Annotated in this window: 18 protein-coding genes and 1 tRNA gene; 7 read left to right on the top strand and 12 right to left on the bottom strand. The window is 70.4% G+C overall.

Translation table 11 applies throughout. The features are described 5' to 3' along the window. The first annotated feature begins 338 nt into the window (after positions 1–338). Positions 339–1394 (top strand): LacI family DNA-binding transcriptional regulator, encoded by a 1056-nt coding sequence (locus AB0D93_RS13615; protein WP_362118061.1) that lies wholly within the window; start codon positions 339–341, stop codon positions 1392–1394. A 170-nt stretch (positions 1395–1564) separates the two neighbouring features. Next, the gene (sigJ, locus tag AB0D93_RS13610; RefSeq protein ID WP_362118058.1) at positions 1565–2512 is read left to right on the top strand and encodes an RNA polymerase sigma factor SigJ; all 948 of its coding nucleotides are present in this window, start codon (positions 1565–1567) and stop codon (positions 2510–2512) included. An 89-nt stretch (positions 2513–2601) separates the two neighbouring features. Here sigJ and AB0D93_RS13605 read toward each other — a convergent pair. The 4 genes from AB0D93_RS13605 to AB0D93_RS13590 form a co-directional block, all read right to left on the bottom strand. Continuing rightward, positions 2602–2674: transfer RNA gene (locus tag AB0D93_RS13605), tRNA-His, on the bottom strand. Between the two features lie 115 nt (positions 2675–2789). Continuing rightward, on the bottom strand, positions 2790–3392 hold the full coding sequence (orn, locus tag AB0D93_RS13600) for an oligoribonuclease (RefSeq protein ID WP_362118055.1): 603 nt from the start codon (positions 3390–3392) through the stop codon (positions 2790–2792). 123 nt (positions 3393–3515) lie between these two features. After that, positions 3516–4733 carry a helix-turn-helix domain-containing protein gene (locus AB0D93_RS13595; protein ID WP_362118052.1) on the bottom strand — a complete coding sequence of 406 codons (1218 nt, stop codon included), beginning with the start codon at positions 4731–4733 and terminating at the stop codon, positions 3516–3518. 378 nt (positions 4734–5111) lie between these two features. After that, positions 5112–5402, bottom strand: coding sequence for a hypothetical protein (locus AB0D93_RS13590; RefSeq protein WP_362118049.1), 291 nt, complete (start codon positions 5400–5402; stop codon positions 5112–5114). A gap of 315 nt (positions 5403–5717) precedes the next feature. Here AB0D93_RS13590 and AB0D93_RS13585 point away from each other — a divergent pair, with 315 nt between their 5' ends. Both AB0D93_RS13585 and AB0D93_RS13580 read left to right on the top strand, forming a co-directional pair. Continuing rightward, positions 5718–6245, top strand: coding sequence for a universal stress protein (locus tag AB0D93_RS13585; RefSeq protein WP_362118046.1), 528 nt, complete (start codon positions 5718–5720; stop codon positions 6243–6245). Positions 6246–6374: 129 nt separating this feature from the next. Then, entirely contained in the window at positions 6375–6935 is a 561-nt protein-coding gene (locus AB0D93_RS13580) for a GPR1/FUN34/YaaH family transporter (RefSeq protein WP_362118043.1), read from the top strand. A 68-nt stretch (positions 6936–7003) separates the two neighbouring features. Here AB0D93_RS13580 and glmS read toward each other — a convergent pair whose 3' ends face one another. Both glmS and AB0D93_RS13570 read right to left on the bottom strand, forming a co-directional pair. Beyond that, positions 7004–8821 carry a glutamine--fructose-6-phosphate transaminase (isomerizing) gene (gene glmS, locus AB0D93_RS13575; protein ID WP_362118040.1) on the bottom strand — a complete coding sequence of 606 codons (1818 nt, stop codon included), beginning with the start codon at positions 8819–8821 and terminating at the stop codon, positions 7004–7006. Positions 8822–8833: 12 nt separating this feature from the next. Further along, positions 8834–9091, bottom strand: a complete 258-nt coding sequence (locus tag AB0D93_RS13570; RefSeq protein WP_362118037.1) for a hypothetical protein — start codon at positions 9089–9091, stop codon at positions 8834–8836. 177 nt (positions 9092–9268) lie between these two features. Between AB0D93_RS13570 and AB0D93_RS13565 the strand changes: the two genes are divergently transcribed. Continuing rightward, positions 9269–10834, top strand: a complete 1566-nt coding sequence (locus tag AB0D93_RS13565) for a metallophosphoesterase family protein (RefSeq protein WP_362118034.1) — start codon at positions 9269–9271, stop codon at positions 10832–10834. Between the two features lie 25 nt (positions 10835–10859). Here the strand turns inward: AB0D93_RS13565 and AB0D93_RS13560 are convergent, their stop codons facing one another. Then, entirely contained in the window at positions 10860–11735 is an 876-nt protein-coding gene (locus AB0D93_RS13560) for a DUF4429 domain-containing protein (protein ID WP_362118031.1), read from the bottom strand. Between the two features lie 62 nt (positions 11736–11797). Here AB0D93_RS13560 and AB0D93_RS13555 point away from each other — a divergent pair, with 62 nt between their 5' ends. Together AB0D93_RS13555 and AB0D93_RS13550 are read left to right on the top strand one after the other, a co-directional pair. After that, the gene (locus AB0D93_RS13555) at positions 11798–13402 is read left to right on the top strand and encodes a beta-N-acetylhexosaminidase (protein ID WP_362118028.1); all 1605 of its coding nucleotides are present in this window, start codon (positions 11798–11800) and stop codon (positions 13400–13402) included. A gap of 194 nt (positions 13403–13596) precedes the next feature. Further along, a complete protein-coding gene (locus AB0D93_RS13550; protein WP_362118025.1) occupies positions 13597–14124 on the top strand; it encodes a hypothetical protein in 528 nt (175 codons plus the stop codon). Here the strand turns inward: AB0D93_RS13550 and AB0D93_RS13545 are convergent. From AB0D93_RS13545 to AB0D93_RS13525, 5 genes are all read right to left on the bottom strand, one after another. Further along, positions 14121–15929 carry an IucA/IucC family siderophore biosynthesis protein gene (locus AB0D93_RS13545; RefSeq protein WP_362118022.1) on the bottom strand — a complete coding sequence of 603 codons (1809 nt, stop codon included), beginning with the start codon at positions 15927–15929 and terminating at the stop codon, positions 14121–14123. The genes AB0D93_RS13550 and AB0D93_RS13545 overlap by 4 nt on opposite strands. Beyond that, a complete protein-coding gene (locus AB0D93_RS13540) occupies positions 15926–16456 on the bottom strand; it encodes a GNAT family N-acetyltransferase (protein WP_362118019.1) in 531 nt (176 codons plus the stop codon). Before AB0D93_RS13540 ends, AB0D93_RS13545 begins: the two co-directional genes overlap by 4 nt. Further along, positions 16453–17739, bottom strand: a complete 1287-nt coding sequence (locus tag AB0D93_RS13535) for a lysine N(6)-hydroxylase/L-ornithine N(5)-oxygenase family protein (RefSeq protein WP_362118016.1) — start codon at positions 17737–17739, stop codon at positions 16453–16455. Before AB0D93_RS13535 ends, AB0D93_RS13540 begins: the two co-directional genes overlap by 4 nt. Further along, a complete protein-coding gene (desA, locus tag AB0D93_RS13530) occupies positions 17723–19165 on the bottom strand; it encodes a lysine decarboxylase DesA (RefSeq protein WP_362118013.1) in 1443 nt (480 codons plus the stop codon). Before desA ends, AB0D93_RS13535 begins: the two co-directional genes overlap by 17 nt. Positions 19166–19277: 112 nt before the next feature. Beyond that, positions 19278–20099, bottom strand: a complete 822-nt coding sequence (locus tag AB0D93_RS13525; RefSeq protein WP_362118010.1) for a siderophore-interacting protein — start codon at positions 20097–20099, stop codon at positions 19278–19280. Positions 20100–20126: the final 27 nt, after the last annotated feature.

Raw genomic sequence — 20126 nt, 5'->3', positions numbered from 1 at the left:
CTGCATGACATGGGCCCGTTCGTACGCGCTGCGGCTCGGGCGGGGAACGTGCGGGACGTGTATGTGTCAGGTAGTGTGGGAGCGCTCCCACCAGTGATGTGTTGAAGGTTCGCCGGTTCGGGGCAGGGTGTCAAGGGAGCGGACAGCGCGAGCGTGTTCAGTTATCTGAGCGTTAGCCGGCGCCTGGCGGGCGGGCGCGATCCGGCCCGCCCGGCGCTCGCGGACGACGCCGGGGGCCGATGGGCGGGGGGCGGCGGCACCCAGGGACGGTCACTGTGGCGAACGGTGCTGTTAGATTCCAGGCCAGCACCAGGTGTCGGTCAAGAGAGGCGGAGCCCATGGCAAGCCACGGAGCGCGGAGCCGAGGCGGGGGTCGGCCCACGCTCGAGGAGGTCGCCGCCCGGGCCGGGGTCGGCCGGGGCACGGTCTCGCGGGTGATCAACGGCTCGCCCCGGGTCAGCGACGCCACGCGGGCCGCGGTCGAGGCGGCGGTCGCCGAACTCGGCTACGTCCCGAACACGGCGGCCCGCGCCCTGGCCGCCAACCGCACCGACGCCATCGCGCTGGTGGTCCCCGAGCCGGAGACCCGCTTCTTCGCGGAACCCTACTTCTCCGACATGCTGCGCGGAGTCGGCTCCGAACTGTCCGAAACCGAGATGCAGTTGCTGCTGATCTTCGCGGGCAGCGACCGCGAGCGCCGCCGCCTCGCCCAGTACCTGGCGGCCCACCGGGTGGACGGTGTCCTGCTGGTCTCGGTGCACGCCGACGATCCCCTCCCCGACATGCTGGCCCAGCTGGAGATCCCGGCCGTGATCAGCGGCCCCCGCTCGGCCGGCGAGACGCTCACCTCGGTGGACTCGGACAACTACGGCGGCGCCCGCTCTGCCGTGGAGCACCTGCTCTCCCGGGGCCGCACCCGCGTCGCGCACATCACCGGCCGCCTCGACGTCTACGGTGCGCAGCGCCGCGTCGACGGCTACCGCGACGCCCTGCGCGACGCGGGCCGGGAGGTGGACGAACTCCTCGTCGAGACGGGGGACTTCACCGAGGAGGGCGGCCGGCGGGCGATGTCCGTACTCCTGGAACGGCGCCCGGACCTGGACGCGGTCTTCGCCGGCTCGGACGTGATGGCGGCCGGCGCGCGGCAGGTGCTGCGGGAGGCGGGCCGTCGTATCCCGGACGACGTGGCACTGGTCGGCTACGACGACTCCGCCATCGCCCGCCACATGGACCCGCCGCTGACCAGCGTCCGCCAGCCCATCGAGGAGATGGGCCGCGCGATGATCGACCTCCTCCTCACCGAGATCGCCGACCGCCGCCCACCGGCGTCCCGGGGACTGGAGCGACGGCACGCGGTGCTGGCGACGGAACTGGTGACGCGGGCGTCGTCGTAGCGCCGGCCGGGCCCGGTCCGCCGGGCCGTGACCCGTGCGGTCGGCCGGGCCCACCCGCACACCGCCCCGGTCGGTGGACGAAGGACTCGGGCCCGGACGCACCCCATGCCACGAAGAGCAGGCCTCGGATACGCTGCTGGGCGTCTTGCGGAGGTTCGGAGGGGGAGTCCGTGGCGGCGACAGGGGTGGGAGCGGACGCGGAGCGATACCGGTCGTTGCTGTTCTCCATCGCCTACGGGATGACCGGTTCGGTGGGTGACGCCGAGGACATCGTGCAGGACGCCTTCCTCGGTCTGACCCGGGCGCGGCGGGCCGGGACCCCGGTCGCGAACCTGAAGGCGTACCTGACCACTTCGGTGACGCGCCTGGGCATCAACCACCTGAGCTCGGCTCGGGTACGCCGGGAGACCTATGTCGGCGACTGGCTGCCCGAGCCGGTCGTGGTGGCCGCCGACAGGCCGGGACCGGCGGAGCGGGCCGAGCTCTCCGAGTCACTGTCGATGGCGTTCCTCGTGCTGCTGGAGGCCCTGTCCCCGGTCGAGCGCGCGGTGTTCATGCTGCGCGAGGCCTTCGGGTACGGCTACCCGGAGGTGGCCCGGGTCACCGGCAAGTCCGAGGCGAACTGCCGGCAGATCTTCGCCCGTGCCCGCAGGCGCGTCGCCTCCGGCGGGCAGCCGGTCCGGACACCGTCGGCCCCGGTGCGGCGGGCGGAGGGCGAGGAGCTCGCCCGCAGGTTCTTCGAGGCCGCCGAGGGCGGCGACCTGGACGGGCTGCTCGGGATGCTCGCCCCGGACGTGGTGTTCCGGGGCGACGGCGGCGGCAAGGCGCGGGCGCTCGCCCGGTCGGTGACCGACCCGCGGCACGTCGCCCAGCTGCTGGTCGGCGGCTTCCGCCGGGTCCGGATCCTCGGTGCCTCGATGCGCGCGGCGTGGATCAACGGCCGGCCGGGTGCCGTGACCTACGACGCCGAGGGGCGCGTGGCCAGTGTGGTCGCGCTCGACATCGCCGGGGGCGCGATCCGGGCGATCCACGCCGTGTCCAACCCCGACAAGCTCGCTCACCTCGGCCCGGTGTCCGACATCGGACGCCTGCCGGAGGGACGCCCCACCGGTCCCTGACCCCCGCCGGCACCGGAGGCGCCGCTGCGGTGGGAACGAAACAGCCGGTGACCCGTCTTGCGACGGAGTCACCGGCTGTTTCCGATGAGGGTGAGTGACGGGACTCGAACCCGCGGCATCCTGGACCACAACCAGGTGCTCTACCAGCTGAGCTACACCCACCATGACCGGCGGTGGAACTTGTCGTTTCCCCGACCGGCCGAGAAGAAGTCTACAGGGTCCGAAGGGGTGCTCGCGCACAGGTTTTCGCGCGGCGCCGCGAGCCGTGTCCCCGGGGCTACTGCGCGGGCAGGACGTGCTTGGCCGCGATGGCCCTCGCGGTGTCGGAGTCCGGGCCGGGCTGCGGGACGAAGACGGCCTCGCGGTAGTAGCGCAGCTCGGCGATCGACTCACGGATGTCGGCGAGGGCCCGGTGGTTGCCGTTCTTCTCCGGGCTGTTGAAGTACGCCCTCGGGTACCAGCGGCGGGCCAGTTCCTTGATGGAGGACACGTCGACGATCCGGTAGTGGAGGTAGTCCTCCAGGGTCGGCATGTCCCGCAGCAGGAAGCCGCGGTCGGTGCCGACGGAGTTGCCGCACAGCGGCGCCTTGCCGGGCTCCTTCACGTGCTCCCGCACATACGCGAGGACCTGCTCCTCGGCGTCCTGGAGGGTCGTGCCGTTCGGGAGCTCGGCGAGCAGTCCGGACACGGTGTGCATCTGACGCACCACCTCCGGCATCGTCTCCAGCGCCTGGTCCGGCGGGCGGATGACGATGTCCACCCCCTCGCCGAGTACGTTCAGCTCGGAGTCGGTGACGAGGGCGGCCACCTCGATGAGCGCGTCGTCGGACAGCGAGAGGCCGGTCATCTCGCAGTCGATCCACACCATGCGATCGTTCATGCGACCACCCTAAAGCTGACGTCAGCTTTTGGGGTCCCCCGTGCTGGTCCCGGCCCGCGCTGAAAGAGGGGATCCGCGCCGGAAAAGGGGGAGGGGGGCGAGCGTGTGCTCGCCCCCCTACGCTCAGCTACCGCTGCGCGGCCCCGGCAGCAGCCCCACCGCGCCCGCCGCCTGGCGGCGGCTCTGCATGGGGACCCCGCTGTCCCGGTCCGGGTGCAGCAGGGGTGCGTGCCCCACCGGCCCGGGACCCGTCAGGCCCGGTGGCGGGCCCGGCTGGCCGGACGCCGACAGCGACGGCTCCGGGTCGGTCGGCCTGTCGCCCTGCGGCCGGCGGGCCCGGTAGGCGGCCCGGTAGGCGGCGGGGGACGAGCCGAGCTGGCGGCGGAAGTGCCCGCGCAGCGCGACGGGGGAGCGGAAGCCGCACCGGCCCGCCACCTCGTCCACGGAGTAGTCCGACGTCTCCAGCAGCCGCTGCGCCTGCAGCACCCGCTGGGTGATCAGCCACTGCAGCGGGGCGCTGCCGGTCAGCGAGCGGAACCGGCGGTCGAACGTACGGCGGCTCATGTAGGCGCGTGCCGCCAGGGTCTCCACGTCGAACTGCTCGTGGAGGTGTTCCAGCGCCCAGGCGACGACCTCGGCGAGCGGGTCGGCGCCGATCTCCTCCGGTAAAGACCTGTCGAGGTAGCGCTCCTGACCGCCGCTGCGGCGCGGTGGGACCACCAGGCGCCGGGCGAGCGCGCCGGCCGCCTCGTTGCCGTGGTCCGTCCGCACGATGTGGAGACAGAGATCAATTCCGGCCGCCGTACCCGCCGACGTCAGGACGTCGCCGTCGTCGACGAACAGCTCCCGCGGATCGACGTGCACCGACGGGTAGCGCTTGGCCAGCGTCGGCGCGTACATCCAGTGGGTGGTCGCCGGGCGGCCGTCCAGCAGGCCCGCCGCCGCCAGGACGAAGGCGCCGGTGCACAACCCGACTATGCGGGCACCCTCCTCGTGCGCCCGGCGCAGCGCGTCGAGCGCCTCCTCCGGTGGTGGCGCGGTGATCGAACGCCAGGCCGGTACGACGACCGTCCCGGCGCGTGAGATCGCCTCCAGTCCATGTGGCGCGGTGAGTTCCAGGCCCCCTGTGGTCCGCAGCGGGCCCTCCTCGCCGGCGCACACCAGCAGTCGGTAGCGCGGCACCCCGGCGTCCTGGCGGTCGATTCCGAACACCGACAGCGGTATGGAACTCTCGAAGATGGGGCCGCCGCTGAACAGCAGCACCGCGACGATCTCCTTGCGGCGTCGCCCGGAGAGTTTTCGGGCTGCGGCTTCCGGCGCGGCAGTGGAGTCGTGGCTCATACTGCTAAGCCCCCCTCGGTGGTCGCGGCTCCTCGGTTGTGTCGCTCCTGCACGTTTCCCCTCGGTCCTGCACGAGTCCCCCGCCGTAAGACAGTCAAGATCGAATCTACTGGCTCCCGCGGTCTCACGGTGACCAGTTCCACACGCCCCAGATTGTCGACATGACAACTTGGCGTGAAGCATTCGATCACGAAGCGTTGCACTCACGGGGCGTGCAGGGAAGTGCGCCTTGTCGCAGTGGCCAAACCGCGTAGGGTGCACAGCCGCCCGTGGACCCTTTCCGTGCAGGTGGAACGGGGGTTGAGGGGTGGTTGGGTGCCCTCTTGGGCGACATTCAGAAGTTGGCTGAAAAGAAGCGTTCGAGGGTACGGAAACAGGTCAGTCGACCGGTGTCCGTCGGCGGGTGTGACGTCCGCCTCTTTGCTCGGCGCAACGCCTGCCCGGACGGCCGTACCGCTCGGCGCACCGCTCGGAGCGGCGCAGCAGGACGCGGCACACGGCCGTGACGGCGGCCAGGCCCAGCGCGGCGCCCGTGGCTCCGGCCAGCGACGTTCCGTACCAGACGAGGATCACCGGGACGAGCACGCAGCTGAACGCGGCCCAGCGGATCACGTCGCTCACGGTGTCCGGTGCGGGCGGCGGCTGGGACGTGGATCGGCGACCGGACATGACTCGTACTCCCTGGGGCGGTGGCTCATCCGGTTCAACGCGTGTTCGACCGGTCGGTCACCGGCCGTACATCTGTGAATCCCGTGCAAACCGCCTGTACGGGGCAGCAACCATTGCGTTGCGGGCGCCGCTCGTGCATGCTCCGGTGAACCCCTCCGGACGTCGGGGGACCGCTTACGGAGCGTGCGCGGGATCTGGGCTCGGGAGGCGTGCCGCCGTACCCTTGGGGGTATGGGGTTGGGAAGATGTTTCCCGGACACAGCTCCGTCGCACACTGTCGTCCCACCCATAAAGGATCACAACGCCGAGACAGCCATGGCCGGTCACGAATTCTTCGAACCCGCGGACCGCAAGCGGCCGGTCGCCGACCCCACGGCGGCCGATCCCCTGGCGGCGGAAGAGTCACGTCCTTGTTGCGACCCCGCCTTCCGGCACGGAGTGGTCGTCGGCTTCGACGGCTCCACCTCCAGTGAGCGCGCCCTCGCCTACGCAGTCGGCATGGCCCACCGCTCCCACTCGGGCCTGATCATCGTCCATGTCGCCAACCGGCTGCCGACCACCGTGTGGGCCGGCTGCGAGCCCCCGGTCTTCGTCGACGTGCCGGACCACCGCACCGAGGTCCTCGGGCTGGAACTGGCGTGCGCGGACTATCTGGCCGAGGTGCCGTGGATCCTGGTCGAGCGGGGCGGGGACATCTGCCACGAACTCGAAGAGGTGGGGCGGGAGTACGAGGCCGACGCGATCGTCGTCGGCTCCACGCACGGCATCGTCGGCCGGATCTTCGGCTCCGTCGCCGGGCGGCTCGCCAAGCGGGCGCAGCGCCCGGTGATCGTCATCCCGTGACCGTCGCTCCCTGACTGCCCCAACTCCTTTTGTGCAGCGCGAAACTACTCGCGCGTAGAGGTGGTTTGTGCCCTTGTGAAGGGCATATACCGGTCACCGCGCAACTGCACAGCATGAAGGGAGCCCGCCGTGGACAACGAAGTCTCTGCGGGAACGGGAAGCACTACCGTGGTCGGCCGACTCGCCCTGGGAATCACCCTGTTGGCGTTCGGTCTCGGCACGACCGGCGTGATCCATGGAGTGGCGGCGTCCGACGCCACGTCACTGGCCCACTACGTGGGCGGAGTTGCCCTGTTCCTCGTGGGCCTGCTGGCCTTCCGCGGCGGTGACGCCGCCTCCGGTACGGGCTTCGTGGCCCTCGGCGCACTGTGGTTCACCTGGGCCGTCGCGGGCCAGTCCTCCGCCAACGGAGCCGGGCTCTTCCTGCTTCTGTTCGCCCTCGTGGCCCTCACCCTGACCCTCGCGGGCGGGGACAGCCTCGGACAGGTCATGCACGGACTGCTGTTCCTGGCGATGCTGGTGCTGGCCGTCGCGGCCTTCGCCGACAGCTCGTCCCTGGCCAAGGTGGGCGGCTGGGTCGCCGCGGTGTCGGGCGCCGTGGCCTGGTACGCGGCGACCGCGGCGTTGGCCCACTGGCCGACGGCGCTTCCTGGTCGTGCTGCGGGCCGGGGGGTGACGGCCGCCGGCTGATCGGAGCAGCACTGAAGGGACCCCCACGTGAAGGTGGCCACGTGGGGGTCCGTTCTGTTGCCCCGGAACTACTCCACCGTCACCGACTTCGCCAGGTTCCTCGGCTTGTCGATGTCCCGGCCCAGGGCCTTCGCCGTGTGGTACGCGAGGAGCTGGAGCGGGATGCCCATCAGGATGGGGTCCAGTTCGTCCTCGTTCTTCGGGACGACGATGGTGTGGTCGGCCTTCTCCTGGTGCTGGTGGGCCACCGCGAGGATCTTGCCGCTGCGGGCCTTGATCTCCTCCAGGGCCGCGCGGTTCTTCTCCAGCAGGTCGTCGTCGGGGACGATCGCGACCGTGGGCAGGGCCGGCTCGATCAGGGCCAGCGGGCCGTGCTTCAGCTCGGAGGCGGGGTAGGCCTCGGCGTGGATGTAGGAGACCTCCTTGAGCTTCAGGGAGGCCTCGCGGGCCACCGGGTAGCCCCGGACCCGGCCGATGAAGAGCATCGAGCGGGCGTCGGCGTACAGTTCGGCCAGCTCCTTGACCTTGTCCTCCTGCTTGAGGATCTCGGTGATCTGGTCCGGCAGCTTCCTGAGGCCCTCGATGATCCGCTTGCCGTCGCGGACCGAGAGGTCACGGGTGCGGCCGAGGTGCAGGGCGAGCAGGGCGAAGGCGACCGTCATGTTCGTGAAGCACTTCGTCGAGACCACGCAGACCTCGGGGCCCGCGTGCACGTAGATCCCGGCGTCCGCCTCGCGCGCGATCGCCGAGCCGACCACGTTGACGACGCCGAAGACCTTGGCGCCCTTGCGCTTCAGCTCCTGCACGGCGGCGAGGACGTCGTAGGTCTCACCGGACTGGGAGACGGCGACGTACAGGGTGTCGGGGTCGACGACCGCGTTGCGGTAGCGGAACTCGGAGGCCGGCTCGGCGTCGGCGGGGATGCGGGCCAGCTCCTCGATCATCTGGGCGCCGATCATGCCCGCGTGGTACGAGGTGCCGCAGCCGAGGATCTTCACCCGGCGGATCTGCCGGGCCTCGCGGGCGTCCAGGTTGAGGCCGCCGAGGTGCACGGTGGAGAAGCGGTCGTCGATGCGGCCGCGCAGCACGCGGTCCACGGCGTCGGCCTGCTCGAAGATCTCCTTGTGCATGTAGGTGTCGTGGCCGCCCATGTCGTACGACTCGGCCTCCCACTCCACGGTCGTGGGCTCGGCGGTGGTGCGCGTGCCCTCGGTGGTGTAGGTGCGGAAGTCGTCGGCCTTCAGGGTGGCCATCTCGCCGTCGTCCAGCGTCACTATCTGGCGGGTGTGCATGACGAGCGCGGCGATGTCGGAGGCGACGAACATCTCCTTCTCGCCGATGCCGAGGACGACGGGGGAGCCGTTGCGCGCCACCACGATCCGGTCCGGGAAGTCGGCGTGCAGCACGGCGATGCCGTACGTGCCCTCGATCACCCGGACCGCCTGGCGGACCTTGTCCTCCAGCTTCTCGGCCGTGGAGCGGGCGATGAGGTGGGTGAGGACCTCGGTGTCGGTCTCGGAGAGGAACTCGACGCCGTCCGCCTCCAGCTTGCGGCGCAGGTCGGCGGCGTTGTCGATGATGCCGTTGTGGACGACCGCGACCTTGTTGTCGGCCGACATGTGCGGGTGGGCGTTGACGTCGGAAGGGGCGCCGTGGGTGGCCCAGCGGGTGTGGGCGATGCCGGTCGTGCCCTTGAAGCGCGCCGGGACCTTGGCCTCCAGGTCGCGCACCCGGCCCTTGGCCTTGACCATCTTCAGGCCGGGCGCCTTCGGGGAGGTGACGACGATGCCCGCGGAGTCGTAGCCGCGGTACTCCAGCCGCTGCAGGCCCTCCAGGAGGAGGGGGGCGACGTCACGCTTCCCGATGTAACCGACAATTCCGCACATGTATGGGTATTCCTAGCCGTAGACAATGCGGCGCAGCTGCCTGAGCGTCAGCTCGGGCGGTGCCACCGCGCGGTATTTCAGGTCCGCCCCGATCCGTTCGAAGATCTCCGCGTTCACCAGGCCCTGGGCCTGGAGCTCACGGTGGCGGCGCCGGACGTAGTCCTCCGTCGACTCGTCGAAGTAGGCGAGCACCTCCTGGATCACCCGCAGCGCCTCGCCCCGGCTCAGGGGTGAGGACCGCGTCAGATGATCAACGAGTTCGTCGTGCACCCGGTAGATCCTGGGGTACCGGCGCCGGATTCGCAAGATTCCTGCCCGGTATCGGGCACGCGACCCCGGGCCGGCCCGTTGTCGGGCTGGTGGACCTCTGTTCGCCGGCTGTCCATCCTGTGTCCTACGTCTCGTTGGAGATGTGGGCCATTTTCAGACGCCATGGACATTCCTCGTATGGGAGTACCGGACAAGCTGGCCGAGCGCATGAGCATGGCCGAGCAGCACGAGTACCTGCGCGCCAGATTCTCACGGCGCACCATGATCAGGGGCGGCGCCGTCACACTGGGCGCCGTCGCGGGTGGCGCGTTCGTGACGGGCGCCACCGCACAGGCGGCCGTGCCCACCCAGCGCACCGCGCCCGCCACCGAGACCGTCGACGGTGCCCTCGTCGCCCCCTTCGGCCGCCACCTCGCCTACGGCAGCGACCCGCGCACGGAGATGACCGTCTCCTGGCAGGTCCCGGTCGCCGTGAAGAAGCCGTTCATCCGTATCGGCGCCCACCCCTGCGACCTCTCCCGCAGGATCGACGCCGAGGTCCGCAGCCTCTATACCCCGGCCGGCGTCGGTGCGAGCGGCGACCACACGCAGTACTACCTGCACGCCCGGCTCACCCACCTGCGCCCGGGCAGGACCTACTACTACGGCGTCGGCCACGAGGGCTTCGACCCGGCCGAGCCGCACCTGCTGGGCACCCTGGGCACCTTCACCACCGCCCCCGCCCACAAGGCGCCCTTCACCTTCACCGCCTTCGGCGACCAGGGTGTCAGCTACCACGCGCTGGCCAACGACAGCCTGATCCTCGGCCAGAACCCGTCCTTCCACCTGCACGCGGGTGACATCGCGTACGGCGACCCGGCAGGCCAGGGCAAGTCCACCGACGCGGGCTTCGACTCGCGCACCTGGGACCAGTTCCTGTACCAGACCGAGTCGGTCGCCAAGCAGATCCCGTGGATGGTCAGTTACGGCAATCACGACATGGAGGCCTGGTACTCGCCCAACGGCTACGGCGGCGAGGAGGCCCGCTGGACCCTCCCGGACAACGGCCCGGACGCGAAGAACCTGCCCGGTGTCTACTCCTTCGTGTACGGCAACACCGCGGTCGTCTCGCTGGACCCGAACGACGTCTCCTTCGAGATCCCGGCGAACCTGGGCATTTCCGGTGGAACCCAGACCAAGTGGTTCGAGGCCCAGCTGAAGGGGTTCCGGGCCCGCGACGACATCGACTTCGTCGTCGTGTTCTTCCACCACTGCGCCTACTGCACCTCCACCGCGCACGCCTCGGAGGGGGGCGTGCGCCAGGAGTGGGTGCCGTTGTTCGAGAAGTACCAGGTGGACCTGGTCATCAACGGCCACAACCACCAGTACGAGCGCACCGACGTGATCAAGGCGGGTGCCGTCACCAAGAAGCTCCCGATCGGCGGCACCGCCTACCCCGAGACCGAGGGCGTGGTCTACGTCACCGCCGGTGCGGCGGGCCGCAGCCTGTACGCGTTCAGCGCCCCGGACTCCTACGAGGGCCACGAGCACGAGGTCGACTCGGTCGCGTCCTTCATCAACACCAAGGACGGCAAGGTCGACGAGACCGTCACCTGGTCCCGCGTCCGCTACCTCAACTACTCCTTCCTGCGCGTGGACGTCACCCCCGCGCCGAAGGGCCGCCAGACCACCCTGACGGTGTCGGGCATCGCCGAGACCGGCGACCGCATCGACCACTTCACGGTGTCCCGCACGGCGAAGTAGGTCACCGGGTCCGGGCCGGCGGTCCTCAGATCCGCTTGAGGACCGCCTGCTTGGCCAGGGTGAACTCCTCGTCGGTGAGCACGCCGTCGCGGTGCAGGTCCCCCAGCTCGCGCAGGCGGCGCAGCAGCGCGTCGTGGTCGTCGTCCCCGGCGGGCGCCTTGTGGAGCACCGGCGGGGCCTTCGGCGCGTCCGTGCCCTCCGCCGCCGGATGTGGCAGCCGCGCCTGTACGGCGGCGGCGACCAGCGCCATCAGCGGATCCTTCTTGAAGCCCCACAGCTCCACGGCGTTCGGGTCGTACTTGGGTGGTGTCGTCACCGGGGCGCCGCGCACCAGGAACCGCAGATGGCCGTTCTCCAGGCCGGCCGCCGGCTGCCACTCCACGCCGAGGACGTCCGCGAGGAGGATCGTGCGGGGGCCGGTGGCGGCCTTGGCGTCCTCCGTCTTCCAGTTCCACTCCAGCCGCACCCGCTCCCCGTCGAAGCCCGCCGCGCCGTCCCCGGCGGAGGCGGACACCGGCAGGGGCGGCCCCGGCAGCAGGTACCCGTCGACCGGGTCGGGGGAAACCCCGTCCAGCAGCAGCGCGTTGCGCACCTCGTCCGCGAAGTACTCGGCGACGCCGTACCGGTCGGACTCCACCGCGAGCTGATACGGGTCGTTCGGCTCGGCGAGCCGTCCCCCGGTGGCCTGCGTCAGCGGATCGGCGCCGTCGCGCAGCCGCAGCCTCAGCCGCCCGGACCGCCGCCCCTGCTCGAAGGAGACACCGGCCAACGCTCCCAGGGGCACGACGAGTTCGCCCAGCTCACGGCGGAGCAGGCTCACGTTCTTGTCCCGGCCCGGAGTGAGCCGCAGGGCGTCGCCGTCGAAGGCCCAGGTGCCGTCCTTCTGGATGATTTCCGCCATGGGGGGATTGTTTCACCGGATCTGCGGGAGAGTGGTCTCGACCACTTCTGAAGGGAGCGCATGTGAGACGGAACCACAGCACGACTCCCCGAGCCCCCCGCATCCTCGGATCACTGCTGCTTCTGGCGGCCGCCGGGGTCTTCACCCTAGGGGCGGCCCCCACGGCACGGGCGGCCACCCCCACCCCCCTGGACCGGGTGGTCCCGGCACCCGCCTCCGTCAGGCCCGGCGCGGCCCCGTACCGCATCACCTGGGCGACGCGCGTCCGCGTCGACGACTCCGCCGAGGTCCGCCGCATCGGCACCTATCTCACCGGGATCCTGCGGCCCTCCACCGGCTATCCGCTGCCGGTCACCACCGGCCCGGCCGGCCGTGGCATCCAACTCCACCTCGAGCAGGGCGACTTCGGGGCCGAGGGGTACCGGCTGCACAGCGACCCGGCCGGCGTCACCATCACCGCCTCGGCCCCCGCCGGCCTGTTCCACGGCGTCCAGACCCTGCGTCAGCTCCTCCCGGCGTCCATCGAGAAGAAGACCGCCCAGCCCGGCCCCTGGCACATCGCCGGCGGCACCATCGAGGACCGCCCCCGCTACGCCTACCGGGGCGCCATGCTGGACGTCTCCCGGCACTTCTTCAGCGTCGACCAGGTCAAGCGGTACATCGACCAGCTGGCCCTCTACAAGATCAACGAACTGCATCTGCACCTCAGCGACGACCAGGGCTGGCGCATCGCCATCGACTCCTGGCCGCGCCTGGCCACCTACGGCGGCTCCACCGAGGTCGGCGGCGGCAAGGGCGGCTACTACACCAAGGCCCAGTACCGGGACATCGTCTCCTACGCCGCCTCCCGCTATCTGGAGGTCGTCCCCGAGATCGACATGCCCGGCCACACCAACGCGGCCCTCGCCTCCTACGCCGAACTGAACTGCGACGGCCAGGCACCTCCGCTGTACACCGGCACGGAGGTCGGCTTCAGCTCGCTGTGCGCGCCGAAGCAGGTCACGTACGACTTCGCGGACGACGTCGTCCGCGAACTGGCCGCGCTCACCCCGGGCCGCTACCTGCACATCGGGGGCGACGAGGCGCACTCCACCAGCCACACCGACTACGTGACGTTCATGGACCGCGTGCAGCCGATCGTCGCCAAGTACGGCAAGACGGTCATCGGCTGGCACCAGCTCACCGGCGCCCACCCCGCCCAGGGCGCCCTCGCCCAGTACTGGGGCCTGGACGGCACCAGCGCCACGGAGAAGGCCCAGGTCGTCAAGGCCGCCCAGAACGGCACCGGGCTGATCCTGTCCCCGGCGGACCGCCTCTACCTCGACATGAAGTACACCAGCACCACCAGGCTGGGCACGAAGTGGGCCGGTTACGTCGAGGTCCAGCGGTCGTACGACTGGGACCCCGGCGACTACCTTGCCGGAGCACCGAGTTCGGCCATCCAGGGCGTGGAGGCGCCCCTGTGGTCGGAGACCCTGAAGACCTCGGCCGACATCGAGTACATGGCGTTCCCACGCCTCCCGGGCGCGGCCGAACTGGGCTGGTCCCCGGCGTCCACGCACGACTGGAGCAGCTACCGGCTCCGCCTGGCCGCCCAGGCCCCCCGCTGGGACGCCCTCGGCATCGGCTACTACAGGTCACCGCAGGTGCCCTGGCCGACCAGCTGACCACACCCGGCCGGCCTGAGCCGACGGGCACCCCGGAGGACCGTACTCCGGGGGGCCCGTCCGCGTTTTCCTGGCATCTTCCGCATCGTGGCGAGGCGGGAACTCCCCGGGCTCTTCGCGCGTTGCTGGGGACGACTTGATCGTTTGGTGTGTCACACGGCGGCGGTGCCGTCGTCGGGGGAGTGAGTTAACCCATGGCCATGGTGGGACTGTTCTGGATCGCCGGGAGCGACGTGTACGTGGGCGCGAAGCCCTCCGGCCTGGCTCCCGGGGTCCGTCTGACCCCCGAGGGCGTCGTGGCCCTCGGGGACGGACAGGCCGGCCTCCACCTGTGGGAGGACGTGCGAGCCCTGACGGTGGCGGACGTCCCCGTGAAGTCCCTGAAGCGGCAGGCCGGCGCGGTCAAGGACCTGGCTCTGGGCATGGTGCTGGACGTGGCCCTGTGCGGCGGCGTCGGCCTGACCGGCGAGGAACCGCCGATGATGACGGTGTGCGTCGAATCGGCCGACGGCGAGCACGAGTTGTCGGCGTACGTCGCCGCGGCCGTCGGCTACTCCCAGACGGAGGCCGACCTCTCCCGCACCCTCCTGTCCCGGCTCACGGCCGGCGCCGCGACGATGGCGACGACGCTGGCGGCGATGTCGGAGTGGGGCCGCGCCTGGGAAGGCGGATCACCTCGGAGGGCGGAGCGTGAGGCACTGCTGCGGGGGTGGGTGGGCTAGATTCCGTCCCTCCGCTCACGGACCGGACCGGACGGGAACCCGGCAATGGGGTTCTTCAGCGTGCCCACCAGCTGGAGTGCGCCGGACGGGTCGGTGAGGTCCACCATCTGCTTGTTGTTGCGCAGCTGGAGGCGGTTCAGGCAGGACAGGGCGAACTCGGGGGCGAAGACGTCGTACTGGCGGAACCGGTCGGCCAGGCCGGGGTTCGCCTCCTGGTACTCGTGGGTGACCTCCGCGACCGTACGCCAGAAGGTGTCCTCCGCCAGGATTCCCTCGGTGGCGAGGTTCGCGGCGAGGAAGCGGAAGAAGCAATCGAAGACGTCCGTGAAGACGGAGAGGAGTTTCTTGTCCTCGGGGACGTCGACGCGGATGCGTGCGACCTCCGGTGGCAGGACGGCGTGGGGGTCCATCACCGCGATCTCCTCGGCGATGTCCTTGAAGACCGCCCGCCGCACCACACCGTCCTCCAGCACCAGGATCACGTTCTCGCCGTGCGGCATGAACACCAGGTCGTAGGCGTAGAAGCTGTGCAGGAGCGGGGTGTAGTACGCCCGCAGGTAGTGCCGCAGCCACCGGGTGGGCGTCAGGCCCGAGCGGGCGATCAGCGCGCCGGCGAAGGAGGAGCCCTCATGGTCCACGTGCAGCAGTGAGGCCATGGTGGCCAGGGACTCGCCGTCCCGGAGGGAGGGCACCGGGCTCTCCCGCCACAGCGCGGCCAGCATCTTGCGGTACGGCGAGTGGCGGTCGGTGGCCCGCTCGTACTCCAGGTGCCGGTAGCCGACGGCCGCCCGTTCCCGGATGATCGTGAGGCCGGCCGACTTCAGCACCGGGTCGTTCTCGATGAGCTGGGCCAGCCAGTCGTTGATCGCCGGGGTCGCCTCCATGTAGGCGGCGGAGAGCCCGCGCATGAAGCCCATGTTGAGGACCGAGAGGGCCGTCTTCACATAGTGCTTCTCGGGGTGGGACGTGTTGAAGAAGGTCCGGATGGACTGCTGGGCCAGGTACTCGTCGTCGCCCTCGCCGAGGCAGACCAGGTGCCGGCGGGCCACCTCGGCGGCGAAGGTGACGGAGAGCTTGTTCCACCACTGCCAGGGGTGGACGGGGATGAGGAGGTAGTCGGCGGGATCCAGGCCCTGGTCGGTGAGCGTGGTGCGGAAACGGATCAGTGTCCGCTCGCCCAGTTCCTCCCGCAGGAACGACTCGTACTCGATCCCGGCGCCCGCCGTGAACGCCGCTCGCGAGCGGTGCGCCGCCAGCCACACCAGCCGGACGGGGCTCGCGGCCTCCGGGGCGTACGACAGGTACTCGTGGACGCCGAACCCGAGCCGCCCGTTGTTCGCGACGAAGCAGGGGTGGCCCTCGGTCATCCCGGTCTCGATCGCCTGGAAGCCGCTGCCCGCCAGCTCCGCGGAGGTGACACGGGGTCTGGTGAGCTTGTAGCAGGTGCCGGAGAGGGTGGAGGAGATCTCCTCCAGGTAGACGGGCAGAACCTCGTCGCCCAGGCCCAGGGACTCCTTCAGCTCGATGAAGAAGTCCAGGGCGGCCAGGGGGAGTTCGCTGCCCTCGCGGTGCCGGGTGAGGGATTCCGCGTCGATCTGCCAGTGGTCGAGGGCGCGCCGGACGGCAAAGAAGCGGTAGGAGGTCAGGCCGTCGTCGCTGCGGACGACGTACCGTCCCTCGCCGACGGTCTCGGGCGTGAGCAGGCGCTCGTGGGTGAACTCGGCGAGCGCCTTGCGTATCAGCAGGCGGTTGGCGGTGGCCCAGCGCTCGGGGGACAGATGGGCCACGGCGTCGACGAGGGTCATGCGGACACCCCCGTCGCTGCGGCGAACCCCTCGCGCGAGCAGAAGCTCAGCAGAGCCCTCTTCTCCGGCTTCCGGATCTCCCGCGCGGGCACAAATCCGACGGCCTCGTTCAGGGCGTGCACGGCCTTGTTGCGCACATCCGGCTCGACGACGACCCGCTGCACCGAGGGGTCCTCGAAGAGGTGGGCCAGTACGGCCGTGATCACGGACCTGGTGAAGCCGTGCACGGGCGTGTCGGTCGGCGGGGTGAGGAAGTGCATGCCGACATCGCCCGGCCGCGGTGCGTACAGGCCGACCAGTTCCCGGTGTGCGGGATCGTACTTCTCCATCAGGAAGACGGGCCTGCCCGCGCGCAGCCCGAGCAGCGCGTGATGGTGCTCGTCCGCCGCGATCTCCAGGTACGCGCGCTCGACGTCCTCCTGCTTCGCGTCCTGCATCATCCAGAACGCCGCCTTGGGGTGGGTGATCCAGGAGTGCAGGAGTTCGCCGTCCTGCAGCGGGTCGACGGGGCGGAAGGTGAACGTCATACTGCGAACTCCTGGAAGGCGATCGTCTTCTCGACCGGGTAGTACTCGGTGCCGAGCAGCTCGCGGATGATGTACGAGTTGCGGTACGCACCCATGCCCAGGTCGGGACTGGTGATGCTGTGGGTGTGGACGCCGGCGTTCTGGAGGAAGACACCGCGGCCGGTGATGTCGACGGCGTAGTTGCGGGCGACGTCGAAGCGGCCGTGGCCGTCGAAGCGGAGGCGGTCCCGGATGGGGGCGAGGAAGGCCGGCGGCTCGTAGTGGTAGCCGGTGGCCAGCAGCAGGCCCTCCGTGCCGATCTCGAAGTCCTTGCCCTGCTCGTCCTGGCGGAAGCCCAGGGTGTAACCGCCGTCGGCGTCGTAACGGGCGGTTCTCAGCGTGGAGTTGGTGAGCAGCCGGGTGGGGAGCGGGCGGTCGCCGCTCTCGACGTCCTTCTGGTAGAGCAGATCGAAGATCGAGTCGATCAGATCCGAGTTGATGCCCTTGAACAGGCCCTTCTGCTGCTTCTCCAGCCGGTAGCGGGTCTCCTCGGGCAGCGCGCGGAAGTAGTCGATGTAGTCCGGGGACGTCATCTCCAGCGTCAGCTTGGTGTATTCGAGGGGGAAGAACCGGGGGGAGCGGGTGACCCAGTTGAGCTGGTAGCCGTGGACGTCGATCTCGGAGAGCAGCTCGTGGTAGATCTCGGCCGCGCTCTGGCCGCTGCCGACGATCGTGATCGACTTCTTCGCCTGCAGCTCCGCCTTGCGGTGCAGGTACTGGGAGTTGTGCACGACGTCACCGCCGAGCGCCCGGCAGGCCTCCGGCACGAAGGGGACCGTTCCGGTGCCGAGGACCAGGTGCCGGCCCCGAAACCGCTCCCCGCCCTCGGTGCGGACGACGTACAGCCCGTCCTCGTACGTCACCTCGGTGACCGTCGTGCCGAAGCGGACGCTGCTCAGCCTGCCCGCCGCCCAGCGGCAGTAGTCGTCGTACTCGACCCGCAGCGGGTAGAAGTTCTCACGGATGTAGAACGGGTACAGCCTGCCCTTCTCCTTCAGGTAGTTGAGGAAGGAGTACGGCGAGGTGGGGTCGGCGAGGGTGACCAGGTCCGACATGAACGGGGTCTGCAGGTGGGCGCCGTCCAGGAACATGCCGGAGTGCCACTCGAAGTGGGGCTTGGAGTCGAGGAAGACGCCGTCGAGCCCGTCGATGGGTTCGGTGAGGCAGGCCAGGCCGAGGTTGAAGGGGCCGAGCCCGATCCCCACGAAGTCATGGATGCGGCTGGCTTCAGGAAGCGCGGTCAAGGGACTCTCCCAGGTACTGCTCGGCATGGCCGGCGATCAGGTCGAGGACGGCGGCGATGTCGGCGGGCGTGGTCTCGGGGTTGAGCAGGGTGAACTTCAGGTAGTGGCGGCCGCCGACCTTGGTGCCCGCGACCACGGCGTCACCGGAGGCGAACAGGGCCTTGCGGGCGTACAGGTTGGCGCGGTCGATCTCGGCCGGGTCGGTGACGGCCGCCGGGATGTAGCGGAAGACCAGGGTGGACAGGGCGGGGGCGACGACGACGTCGTAGCGGGGGTCGGCGGCGAGCAGCTTCCAGCCCTCCGCGGCCAGGTCGCAGACCTCGTCGAAGAGTTCGCCGATGCCGTCCGCGCCCATCACCCGCAGCGTCAGCCACAGCTTGAGGGCGTCGAAGCGGCGGGTGGTCTGCAGGGACTTGTCGACCTGGTTGGGGATGCGTTCCTGCACCATGCGGCGCGGGTTGAGGTAGTCCGCGTGGTAGGTGGCGTGCCGTAGGGTCGCCGCGTCCTTCACCAGCACGGCGGACGAACTCACCGGCTGGAAGAAGGACTTGTGGTAGTCGACGGTGACCGAGTCGGCGCGCTCGATGCCGTCGAGGCGGTCCCGGTACTTGAGGGAGGCGAGCAGCCCGCAGCCGTAGGCCGCGTCGACGTGCATCCACACGCCGTACTGCGCGCACAGCTCGGCGATCTCCGGAAGCGGGTCGATGGAGCCGAAGTCGGTGGTTCCGGCCGTGGCGACGACGGCCATGGGGACCAGCCCGTCGCGCCGGCAGCGCTCCAGCTCGTGGGCGAGGGCGACGGTCTGCAGGCGTTTGTCGTGGTCGACGGGGACGGAGACGACGGAGTCGGGGGCGAGCCCGAGCAGTTTCGCGGACTTCCTGACGCTGAAGTGGCTCACCTCGGAGGCGAAGATCCGCAGGGCGGCCGGCGAGTCGGTCTTGGACTCCTCCCGCGCGAGCAGCAGCGCCTGCAGGTTGGACTGGCTGCCGCCGGAGGTGAACACGCCGTCGGCGGCGGGCCCGAGGCCGATCCGGCGGGCCGTCCAGTCGACGAGCCGGCGCTCGATGAGGGTGCCGCCGGCCGACTGGTCCCAGGTGTCGAGGGAGGAGTTGACCGCGGAGAGCACGGCCTCGCCGAGCACCGCCGGGATGACGACGGGGCAGTTGAGGTGGGCGAGGTAGCGGGGGTGGTGGAAGTAGACCGCGTCCCGGAGGTAGACGTCCTCCAGCTCGTCGAGCACGGCGGCGGTGTCGCCGAGCGGCCGGTCGAGGTCGATCGTGTCGATGCGGGGAGCGAGGGCGTCGACGGTGACGCCGGTGAACGGACGGTCGGTGGTGGCGAGTTTGGCCGCCACCCGCTCGACTCCTTCGGTCACGGAGCTTCGGTAGTGCTCCGCGGTGAGGCCATTGAGCAGGTGCGAGCGCATGTGGGGGTCCTCCGAGGGGACAGTCCGTGCGGGGGTTTAATTTAGGTTAGCCTAACCTAAGTTTTTTGGATCAAGGCATGCCTCGCCGTGACCGGTGTCATGCCCGGGGGAGTTACCCGGCGGCCCGCAGCTGTTCCTCGGTCATCCCCTGCCGCCAGTACCCGACGAAGGTCACGCGCCGTCGGTCGACCCCGCGCTCACCGACGAAGTGCCGCCGCAGTGCCTTGACGTGGCCGGACTCGCCGGCGATCCACACGTACGGCCGCTCGGCGCGGGGGAGCCGGGCGGCCCGTACGGCGTCGACGGCCATGGGGGACCCGTCGTGCCGTACGAGCCACGTGATCTCCGCGTCCGCCTCCGTGCGCACGTCCTGGACGTCACCGGCGTGCGGCACCTCCAGCCAGGCGCGGACGCGGGTGCCGGCGGGCAGGGACTCGAGCACAGCGGTCGCGGCCGGTACGGCGCTCTCGTCGCCCCACAGGACGACGAGGTCGGTGTCCCCGGGCGGGCGGAAGCGGATGGCGCGGTTGTCGGCAACGGCCGGTCCGAGCACCAGTACCCGGTCACCGGTGACGGCGCGGGAGGCCCAGCGGGAGGCGGGGCCGGCGGGAGTGTGCAGGACGAAATCGATGTCGACCTCGTCGGGGTCCCGGCGCAGGGCGCGCAGGGTGTACGACCGCATCACCGCCCGTACGTCCTCCGGCAGTTCACGCCACCCCTGCCACCAGTTGTCGTCCAGTTCCAGTGGGACGACGGGCTCGCTCTGGCCCGGGTGCGGCAGGAACAGGGACAGGGACTGGTCCCGGCCCTCGGAGTGGAAGGCGTGCAGGGCCGTCCCGCCGAAGGTGACGCGGACCAGAGACGGCCCCAGCCGCCTCGTCCGTACGACCTGCAGGGAGAAGAATCGGAACGGGGCGGCTACGGCCGTCGTCATGGTGGACTCCTGATGTCACGTCAGGTG

Origin of the sequence: Streptomyces sp. NPDC048191 (assembly GCF_040652655.1) — a bacterium.
Classification (GTDB): domain Bacteria; phylum Actinomycetota; class Actinomycetes; order Streptomycetales; family Streptomycetaceae; genus Streptomyces.
This window is presented reverse-complemented; position numbering and strand designations above follow the sequence as displayed.